Raw genomic sequence first — 9,756 nt, forward strand, 5'->3', positions numbered from 1 at the left:
CAGTGAGAAAGGGGGCAGGTTGCTAAATAAATTGCCCCTTTGTTCATTCGGGTTTGTTCTTTGTGGTTCATCGGGTATATTGGGTTTTCGAACTGTTTTGTATGTTGGTGAGGGTAAGAAAGTTGCTGATTAGTAGCCGTATATAGGGTCGAAATAAGATAGAGGTGGGTGTGATTCTTTCCACGTTTTAGCGAATTCAATACCCTCTTTTATTTCTTCTGGAGTCATTCTTTTTTCTAGTTCTGGAATGTTTCTTTTTGCGTCCCTAGGTGCAGTTCCAGATTTTATTCGAGAAAGAAGAAGGTTTAATCCATACGCTTCTTTTAGGTTGAATGTGACTCCAAGTTCATTGTCGGGTCTGGAAAGTTTTCCCGCATAAGTACTTACTGAATCAATGTGGCCGCTCTCTGCGGCTTGTCTGATCCAGTGGGCGATTTCTTTCATATCACCATTATTGTCAAATAAATAGTTTGCGTAAAAGAACATTCCTCTTGGGTTTCCGCCCTCTGAGGATGATTTAAACCATCTAGCGATTGCTTTTTCACGACTGCCTGGTATAAAAAACCATCCACCACCACTTTTATACACGCTAGCCAGTAACTGCTGCGCGTAACTGTCCCCAGCTTCAGATGCTTTTTCCAGCCATGATAATCCTTGGCCGGCCGTAAAAAGGACAGTCATCGCCTCCGTATCACCTTTCTCCGCTCGCTCGTTTGCTTTTTCTAAAACTTGCTCCCGCCATTCCGCTGCGGTTTTTCCGGAGCAGGTACCCATAACTCCGCACAAATCTTCTTCATTGCTCAGTCGAAGCATCGCGTAAAGACTGCCCTGCTTGGCTGCGGCTTCGTACCATTTCTGTGCTTCGGCAGTTGTGTAGCGATTGCTGAGACGAATCGCTTCACCTAAATAATATTGAGCTTCTGAGTCTCCCGCCTCTGCCGCTATATTTAGAGGCGGCTGGGAGTCATACCAATCACTTTGGCGAAACAACGCAATGCCGGAATCTTTAGCTGTTTTTTGCGAAGGTGTTAATTCGGCAGCAGCGGAACTGCAAAAGATAACTGAAGCTAGCACGCCGAAAAATAATTTCTTAATCAATGCTTGGTCCTTTATATGTGCTTTTAATTTTTTGAATTGGCGCAAAAGATTTCTCAGGGACAGACCACGTTTAGATTGCGTAAAGGTGAAAATCATTCCGGGGTAAATTCCATCTAGAAAAAAGAAACCGTGTTCTACCCTGATTGCAGTTGAGCGACGTTTGATCTATTAAAGATGCTCGACCGTCTAGTATCCGTATGTTGGATCGAAATAAGATAAAGGAGGGTGAGTTTTTTTCCACTTTTTCGAAAATTCAATCCCTGCTGTTATTTCTACAGGATTCATCTTTTTAGCCAGATCCGGGAGCAGTCGCTTTGCATCTTCTGGTGCTGTTCCTGCCTCCAGTTTTGAAAGTAAAAGCGTCAAGCCGTATGCTTCAATCAGATTTTCTGGGTAACCAAGTTCATTGGACGGATCTGAAATTTTGTATGCGTAGGTGCCAACTGCATCTATATGGCTGTGCTCCGCTGATTTTTTCACCCAGTATGCGATCTCTTCTTTACTACTATTATGGTCGTATAAGTAATTCGCATAGAGGAACATACCTCTCGGGTTACCACCTTCCGATGACGCTTTAAACCATTTGATAATCGCTTTTTCTCGACTACCTGGAATCAAAAACCACCCGGCACCGCTTTTGTAAGCGCTAGCCAGCATTTGTTGTGCGTAACTGTCACCTGCTTCGGCCGCTTTCTTAAGCCATGGCAGGCCCTGACCAGCCGTATACAGGACGGTCATTGCTTCTGTGTCGCCTTTTTCGGCGCGCTCATTTGCAATCTGTAGTGCATAGTTCCGCCATTCTTCATAGCTTTTACCTGAGCAACTCCCCATCTCTTTGCACAAATCATGCGAATTGCTCAGCCGAAGCATTGCATACAAATCTCCTTGTTTAGCTGCTGATTCATACAGTTTTTTTGCATCTTCGGTGGTGTAGCTGTTGCTGAGGCGGATAGCCTCTCCCAAATAATATTGCGCTGTACTGTCTCCCGCATCCGCCGCGATTTTCAGTAGTGGCTGTGAATCGTACCAATCACTTTGTTGATACAGGATAATGCCGTTGTTTCTTGCTGATAGCTGTTCTGTCGTTAGCTGTGCGGAAGCTGGAGTTACAAAAAATATTGAATATAAAAAGATGATATATATTATTTTAGTCAATGATTCGTCCTGTATGGAAAGCTTTGACTACTTGAATGGGGGGAAATGATGGCCAGTGTATGCGTTCGATTAAGCGCGGTGGCTATAGATTCTTGTCTCTGTTGCAAAAAAGTCTAATCTGTCAATGATATTTTTAATCGGGGGCATGCTACATGTAAAGCATGATAAACCGTCTTCTGCCCCTGGACGTAATTGGGCGAAGGTAGGGGGGTTAAGAATATTTGATCGTCTAGTATCCGTATATTGGGTCAAAATAAAAGGAAAAAGCGACGGATTATTTAATTTCTGAAGTGTCTGTTAAATAAATCCATCGCTTTGTGTTGTTGGTTGTTCTCTAGTTGCAATGGGTTTGCTAGTAACCGTATGTCGGATGGAAATACGATAAAGGAGGGTGGGATTTTTCCCATTCTTTTGCGAATGATATTCCTAGCTTTATTTCTTCAGGTTGCATTTTTTTTGCTATTTCCAGGAGGTTCAATCTTGCATCTTCCGGTGCGATTGCTCCGCCTTTGAGGCTTGCTATCAAGTAGGTGAATCCGTAAGCCTTAACGAGATCTAAAGGAAATCCATAAGTATCTGGAAGATGGGCAATATTTAATGCGTAGCCCCCTAGTGCATTTATATGTCCGGATTCAGCTGTTTTTTTGAGCCAGCTTCCGACCTCTTCTTTACTACCATTGTGTTCATATAAATAGTTTGCATACAGATACATGCCCGGAGGAAAACCTCCTTCTGCTGAAGCCTTAAACCATTTTTTAACTGCTTTCTCGCGACTCCCAGGGATCAAAAACCATCCCTCTCCACTTTGGTAAGCACTAGCGAGCCGCTGTTGAGCAAAATTATCACCCGATTCTGCGGCTCGTTCTAGCCATTCCAACCCTTGATTTGCCGTAAACAGCACAACCATTGCCTCAGTATCACCTTTGTCGGCACGCTCACGGGCAATTTTTAAAGCTTGCTCTCTCCAATCAACATTACCTTTCCCCGCGCAGTCATCTAGTAAGTTGCAAAGATCCTTTTTACTACTTAGACGTAGCATAGCGTAAAGTTCACCTTGCTCTGCCGCAGCTACGTACCAATTTCTGGCCTCCTCTGTCATGTAGCGATTACTCAGTCGTATCGCCTCACCTAGAAAATATTGAGATTTTTTATCGCCGGCCTCAGCCGCGGTTCGTAAAAACGGTTGCGAGGAAGTCCATGCACCTTGTTGATAAAGAGTAATTCCCTTGTCTTTGGCTATTGCCTCGGGCTCTGTCAATTGTGCAGCGGAGGCACTGGATAAAATAAAGAATATTAAAAAACTTAAGATTGCTCGATTAATCAATGTTTGGTCCTTTGTAATTAGCTTTGAGACCTTGGACTGGTGCGAAAGCTGGTCCGGTGTATGTGGTGCTGTAGTCGCAGTGCTTGTTTAAGCGTATTCCAAGTTTAGAGACCCGATCTCGATACCTGGATCGCATGGCGTTGTTGGTTTGGTCAAGTCCTAACACCCGCTCAGCCATAAATAGATCTAGCTTTGCCTTGTTTTTACAGTAAGAGAGTCCAGCTTGTTCAGGTCGTGCACCATCTCGATTCATACGAATGATTGCTTCTTCAAACTGTTGATTGGCGTCAGGCTTGCTGGATATCCAGCCTAGGCATCGCTCAATTGACTGTTGCTGTAAAAGGTGAACTTCATCTTCATTGAAGTTTTCTTTTTCTTTTTCGTCGTCTTCTACTGTGAGCGGTTTGGGTGGAGTGCTCAGCGCCAGTAGTAGTGGTCCCAAAGCCTGCGGCAGCAAGTTATATACCCAATCCTGCATTATTTTCTGGTTTTCAGCTATTGCGAGTGAGTAAGCAATCTGCCCACCCCGATCCCCTTCGGTCAGCGCATCAAAAATCTCTTTAACAATTGCATACCCACGCACGTACGCAAATACCACATCAATACCTGTGGCGCCAAGGAAGCTCAGTTTTTCCATATAGGCTGAGGCTTCCTTATCCACCCAATCGAGATCCTTGTATTGGTTCGCGGCCATTTCCTGTCGTACCAGTTCCGTCAATGCAACGATGCTGTCGTAGCCCACTTCAAAGGTCAAATAACCTTTAACCCCCGCGCCCCAGACCAGTGAACCCTTGATCGACAGCAAAAGGCGTCCGTTTTGCATTCGAAGGTGCATATCGCCCGAGATGCCTGCGCCGAGTGCAACGGCCATTTCCACTTCCAGTTTGGCTAGCGGGCGCCATTGGTTGGCTAATACGCGATTGGGTACTGGGGCAGGGGGGAGGACGCTGGGTGGCGGGCACCAGAACAGTTTACCGGTGACTTTGCATCCGGCCTGTGCGCCTGCAAACACTTCGTATTTGGCGAGGTCACCGGATTTTTCGGCAAGGTCCACACCGACGAGGCTGGTGTAGCCGGTTTTTTGATCGAGGGTGAGATCGCGCGACAACATGAGGCTTGCACCGGCGAAGCCCCAGGCCTTGGCCTCCAGATCAAGGGACAATTTGCCGAAGTTGACGCTGCGAATGCTGCCGTCGTGGGCGGTGTATTGAGCGGTCCAAGGCTCGGCCTTGACCCGTTTGGGATACTCGAATTTCAGCAAGGTCACTTCCCCTCGCCATGCAGCCACATCCAGCGCGACCTCAACGTTGGCGAGTTGGGGGCTGCCACTTTTCAACGTGGGACCTTCCATTTTGACTTCGGTCAGCAGGTTGGCACCTTCAGGCAGCAGGCAACGTACCAATTGTGCCTGCGGGCTGTTGTCAAAAAGCATGAGGTTACGAAGCTGTTTATCTTCGAAAACCATGGCTTTGAGGTTTTCGCCCCAGCTTTTGCGTTTGGCTTCGGCTTTGATGCTTTCGACTCTGTAGCCTTTGGCTTCCAGCGCAGCAAAGAATTTTTCTGGCAGGAACAGGCCATGTTCATCGAACCATGGGCCTTTCTCATCGAACTGAAGTGCGCCTTCCTGATCCAGCCAATCACTGAACACACGATCGTCGTCTGCTTCTTTGGCAATCGATTTAGGCAAGCTGCTCTTGAGCTCTTTCAGTTGGTCCTTAAACGCGTTGCCACTGGCTTGGGCCAGTTGTTTCAGGCTGATGTGGTTCAGGATCGTCGTCGAAGAGGCGCTGCTGAGTTCACGTAGCGGAATGTTGGTTTTGGCCAGGCGTTCGAGGGGTTTTGGCTTGTAGCTCTCCGCGTCCCAGAGGAAGAGGCGGGGAGGCTTCAGTGCTCGAACGCGTGCTTCGGCGGTGGTCTGAATCCGCTCAGCCTCTGTGTTCAGGTCGTACCACTGCTTTTGCAAGCTGACAAACAGCACTCCAGGTGGCGCTGACTTGCCACCGGTAGCCGAGACCCACTGGGAATAACGCGCTTCGATTTTTTTCTCAAGCTCATCGCGTTTGTTTGTCAGTTCGATAAAGGCCTGAAAATCCTCGGTCCCTGCGTACTGGTCGTCAGGGCTGAGTGCGAACTCGGGAACCGCCACCCCGCACTCGGCGAGTTCCACGATGGCATTGATGTATGGGGACATCAGGTCTTTCAGCGCGAGGATGTTGATCTGCACACCCTTGAGTTTCTTTTCGTCGATCTCGCCGGTTTCAATGAGTTTTTTGTGAAGCGCCTTATAGTCCTTCAGATGCTCCCACGCCGACGCAATCTTTTTACTGCCGGGATCGAACATTTTGTAGCCGTGAGCTTTTGCCTTGTCGCGCTCTTTAATGTACTTGTCGATGGCCTCGCGAGCCTTCAAAGCGCGCGGCGTGTAGAAAACCCCGTTTTCTCGCTTGTACCCCAGCTTCTCTGCGGCGGTGTCGGAGACCTTTTCCAGCGCTTCCATGTTCTTTTTGTTTTTATCGATGCGTTGTTGAGCTGCGAACATCTCGCGCTCAGCATGCATCGTCGCGTCGCTGTCACCTTTGGCTTTAGCTGCGTCCCAATCTTTGCGGCACTGCGCTTTTTTCGCCGTGTCTTCGGGGATTGCCGATTTCGACGCCAGGTAACTGCTACGGTCGTCTGCTTCGAGAAAAGCCTCCGGGCCGGGCGTGAGGAAGTAGTCCATCAGCCCGGCATCGGCGATATTGCTCATTCGCGTGGCTTTGTCTGCGTCGACGGTTTTTTGCTTGAGCAGGTTGACGCTTTCTTTCAGCTTCTCCGAAGCACGTTTCGGCAGAAGCCAGAACCGACGCTGGCCGGTGACGTAGATGATGTCGTCATAGCTGCTGCTGCAACCCGGCTTCTTGTCCTTGCAGAATGTTTCTAAGTCGGCAGATGACTTCGGTGGGTCCGCCGGGATAACAACAGGTGGTTGTTCTGGGGTAGATGCTTGTTCGGACGTACCTGTCATTTCAAACTTCCAGTCGTTGTACTTTCTCGAATGCCGGCATATCGCTGCTCAGCACGTTCATTACGTCGGCGCGCGCTCGCAACGGGCTTTGGTTCAACTGCGGCAACAGACGCTCAAGGTGGCGTCCCTCTTCTATGCCGTGATCCACCAGCAGTTGCAAATTTTCGGACACGCCCGGCAGTTGTTCATTCGGCAAACCGTTGGCCGATTCGGCTTCGCGGGCTCGAATCCAGTACCACCAACGCACTTCATCGAACGCAACCAATGTCGTTTCCTGAAGTTGCAGCGGATACCTGTGCTCGCCAGTAGAGGCATCGAATTCTTGAGTTTGTTCCCAGACGCGCCAGTTCATATCGTCAATATGCGAGGGAGGTGTGTAGACGCTTTGCCACGGACCCAATAGAGCCTGGGCAGGTACAGTCAGCGCCAGAGCACTCCAGAATGCCGGATCGTAAAAGCGTGCCAGTGAGTCGCCGTGGGATTTGCTGTTCATTCGTAACAGTCGACGGGCATGCAGGAGGGTGTTTTCCGGTTTGTCCCGAGAGGTCAGCAGAATGCCTGCGCGGTTTCCGCGGCACAGTTCAACGGCCTTGGCTGCGGCGGCGCCTCCCGGCTTCAATTGCAGCCATAGTGGACTGACTTCATTCATTTCGGCGAAAGGTGTGCCCTGGAAAAGTTTTTCGACTTCGCCTATGTCGGCCTGCTGATAGAGCTGTTCCAGAGCGCGAGGCTGCCGGACGCTATCGATGATGCAATACAAGGAGCGGCTTGCAACGTTGCCTGCTGGCGTGGTGACCACGGGTTGTTCAAGAAAGCGACTTAACCATTCAGACATGGGCAAACCTCTCGCGAGCAAGCGCCATTGGCTTGCTTTCCACAGATCGGAACAAGGGGGAGGCCTTGAACGCTTTTTCTTACAAACGGATTGGTCATTGGCGGGACTAACACCTTGCCAGCCTTGTCAGCGTCAGCCTGTTTCACGACGCCCGGCAACAACGGCGCCGCACCGGTGCCGCTCCCCGGACTACCCCCGGAGTTCATATTGATCACCGGCCCGCTCATCGTCACACCACCAGCATCAATCTTGATAAAGCTGCCGCCGCCGATCAGGGTCAGCTCACTACCGGCTTCCATCACCACTTTCATGCCGCTGCTGAGGTGGATTTCCTGGCCGGCGTCGATGAACTGGCCGGTGCCGATCTTGACATGCTGGTTGACGCCGACGGTCAGGTGATCATTGGCGCGGGTTTCGACTTTGCGGTCGGCGTAGACGGTGTGGTGTTCTTCGGCTTTGAATTCGCTGTAGCTGTTCTGTTCGACGGTGTCGTGGCGTTCGTTGCCGACGCGGATTTTCTGGTCGTGCTCGATGTTTTCGTCCCAGTCGCGCTGGGCGTGCAGGTAGATCTGTTCCTGACCTTTTTTGTCTTCGATGCGCAGTTCGTTGTAGCCGCCACCGCCCATCGAGCTGAGGGTCTTGAAGGTGCTGCGGGTCTTGTTCGCCGGCAGTTCGTACGGGACGGTGTTTTCCTTGTGGTACAGGCAGCCGCTGATCAGCGGTTGATCGGGGTCGCCTTCAAGGAAGGTGACGAGCACTTCCATGCCGATCCGCGGGATGGCGATGCCGCCGTACTGGGCGCCGGCCCAGGCGCTGGAGACGCGCAGCCAACAGCTGGTTTTGTCGTCGGCTTCGCCTTCGCGGTCCCAGTGGAACTGGACTTTGACGCGGCCGTACTCGTCGCAGTGGATCTCTTCGCCTTTCGGGCCGGTGACAACGGCGCTCTGGCTGCCGAGGATGCGCGGTTTCGGGTGGAGCAGGGGCGGGCGGTTCGGCACGTCCCACGGGGTCGCCTGAAAGCGGTTGCGGTAGCCCTGGTGGAAATCGTCTTTGAGTGCGGTGGTGTCGCTGGTTACCGATTCTTCGAGGACTTGCGGCTGCTTGCCTTCGTGGTGGACTTCGGTGAGCAGCCAGAGGTCATTCCATTTGGCTTTCGGGTGCGCGGTCAGGGCGAGGAAGTGGCCGCTGACCAGCAACGGTTGATCGCTCTTGCCTTCAGCCAGCTTGAAATCGCTGCGATGACGTTCGAGGGCGCGTTTGGCCAGGTGTTTGCCGCGCTCGCGGTCGATGAAACGACCTGGGTAATCGTAGTCTTCGAGGTCGGGCAGGGCGTCGCCACGGTTTTCGCTTTCGAGGGTGATGCGTGGTTTTTCGAAGTCGTAATCGCGGCGGGTGGTGCGGCTGGTGCGGGTTTCCAGGCGCAGGTCGAAGCGCTTGATCACCGGGTCGCTGGCGACCATGCCGGAGTCTTCCTGATAGGCCACAGGCTTGAGTTTCGGGAATACCGTCTGGTCATCGCCGAACAGCAGTTTGTGCGCCGTCGCCGTGTGCTCGAAGTGGTAGTGGATACCTTCTTCCTCGCACAGGCGCTGGATGAAATGCAGGTCCGATTCATCGTATTGCACGCAGTAGATGCGCTCGGGATAAATCGAACCGGTCTTGAATTCGTAGGCGTTGCTTTGAATGCCGTGCTCTTCGAGGACCATGCCGATGATTTTCGGCACGGTGAGGTTCTGGAAGATGCGCTGGTTGACGCGATGCGCCAGGTAGGACAGTTGCGGACGCAAGGTCACCGAGTAACGGGTCAGGCGTTTGCCGGAATCGCCTTGCGCGGCGCGGTAGATCTGGCCGTGGATGCCGCTGCCGTCGGGCGACAGTTGCAGGAAGGCCGGTTTGTGCAGCAGGGTTTCGAGGTCCAGCGACGGCTGCTCACTGACCAGCTCCACCTCGAAGACAAAAGGCTGGCTGATGGCTTCCCGACCGGTGAGGGTAAACACCTGAAAATCGGCGGAAAGGCCTTCGATGGTCAGGGCAAAGTGGGTTTCATTGGCCGGCGCGAACATCCCTTGTTCCTCGTGCTGTACAGCGGCGTACGTCGACGACCGCAAAGCGGCTCAACTTACGCGAAATTCTGGAGGGCGAAAACAACATCGACCAGCAGAGCTGGCCGATGCTTGTAACGATCAGCCGTAATTAAACGACTGGAGCACGCCAGTCATCGGAACCCGAAGTACCGGATACTTCGTGGGTCCAGGTGATTTTGCGGTAGGTGAACTGCACTTCTTCCAGGTGAGTGAAGTGCGAGTTGCCTGGATCCTGGCAGTTGTGCATTTTGTTGTT

At 51.5% G+C, this 9,756-nt stretch carries 6 protein-coding genes and 1 pseudogene; all 7 read right to left on the reverse strand.

The window, feature by feature from the left end; genetic code table 11:
- Positions 1–129 precede the first annotated feature (129 nt).
- The gene (locus M5G26_RS26450; protein ID WP_273916905.1) at positions 130–1,194 is read right to left on the reverse strand and encodes a tetratricopeptide repeat protein; all 1,065 of its coding nucleotides are present in this window, start codon (positions 1,192–1,194) and stop codon (positions 130–132) included.
- A 90-nt stretch (positions 1,195–1,284) separates the two neighbouring features.
- Positions 1,285–2,253, reverse strand: a complete 969-nt coding sequence (locus M5G26_RS26455; protein ID WP_273916906.1) for a tetratricopeptide repeat protein — start codon at positions 2,251–2,253, stop codon at positions 1,285–1,287.
- A gap of 352 nt (positions 2,254–2,605) precedes the next feature.
- The gene (locus tag M5G26_RS26460; protein ID WP_194934652.1) at positions 2,606–3,577 is read right to left on the reverse strand and encodes a tetratricopeptide repeat protein; all 972 of its coding nucleotides are present in this window, start codon (positions 3,575–3,577) and stop codon (positions 2,606–2,608) included.
- On the reverse strand, positions 3,570–6,581 hold the full coding sequence (locus tag M5G26_RS26465) for a hypothetical protein (RefSeq protein ID WP_273916907.1): 3,012 nt from the start codon (positions 6,579–6,581) through the stop codon (positions 3,570–3,572). The genes M5G26_RS26460 and M5G26_RS26465 overlap by 8 nt, the downstream gene beginning before the upstream one ends.
- A gap of 1 nt (position 6,582) precedes the next feature.
- Positions 6,583–7,416: a DUF4123 domain-containing protein gene (locus tag M5G26_RS26470; RefSeq protein WP_273916908.1), complete on the reverse strand. Its 834-nt coding sequence runs from the start codon at positions 7,414–7,416 to the stop codon at positions 6,583–6,585.
- Entirely contained in the window at positions 7,401–9,479 is a 2,079-nt protein-coding gene (gene tssI / locus M5G26_RS26475) for a type VI secretion system Vgr family protein (protein WP_337993682.1), read from the reverse strand. Before tssI ends, M5G26_RS26470 begins: the two co-directional genes overlap by 16 nt.
- A 130-nt stretch (positions 9,480–9,609) precedes the next feature.
- Positions 9,610–9,756: pseudogene (locus tag M5G26_RS26480) on the reverse strand (Hcp family type VI secretion system effector); the annotation flags it as partial.

The organism is Pseudomonas sp. TNT2022 ID642, from assembly GCF_028656995.1.
Lineage (GTDB): Bacteria > Pseudomonadota > Gammaproteobacteria > Pseudomonadales > Pseudomonadaceae > Aquipseudomonas.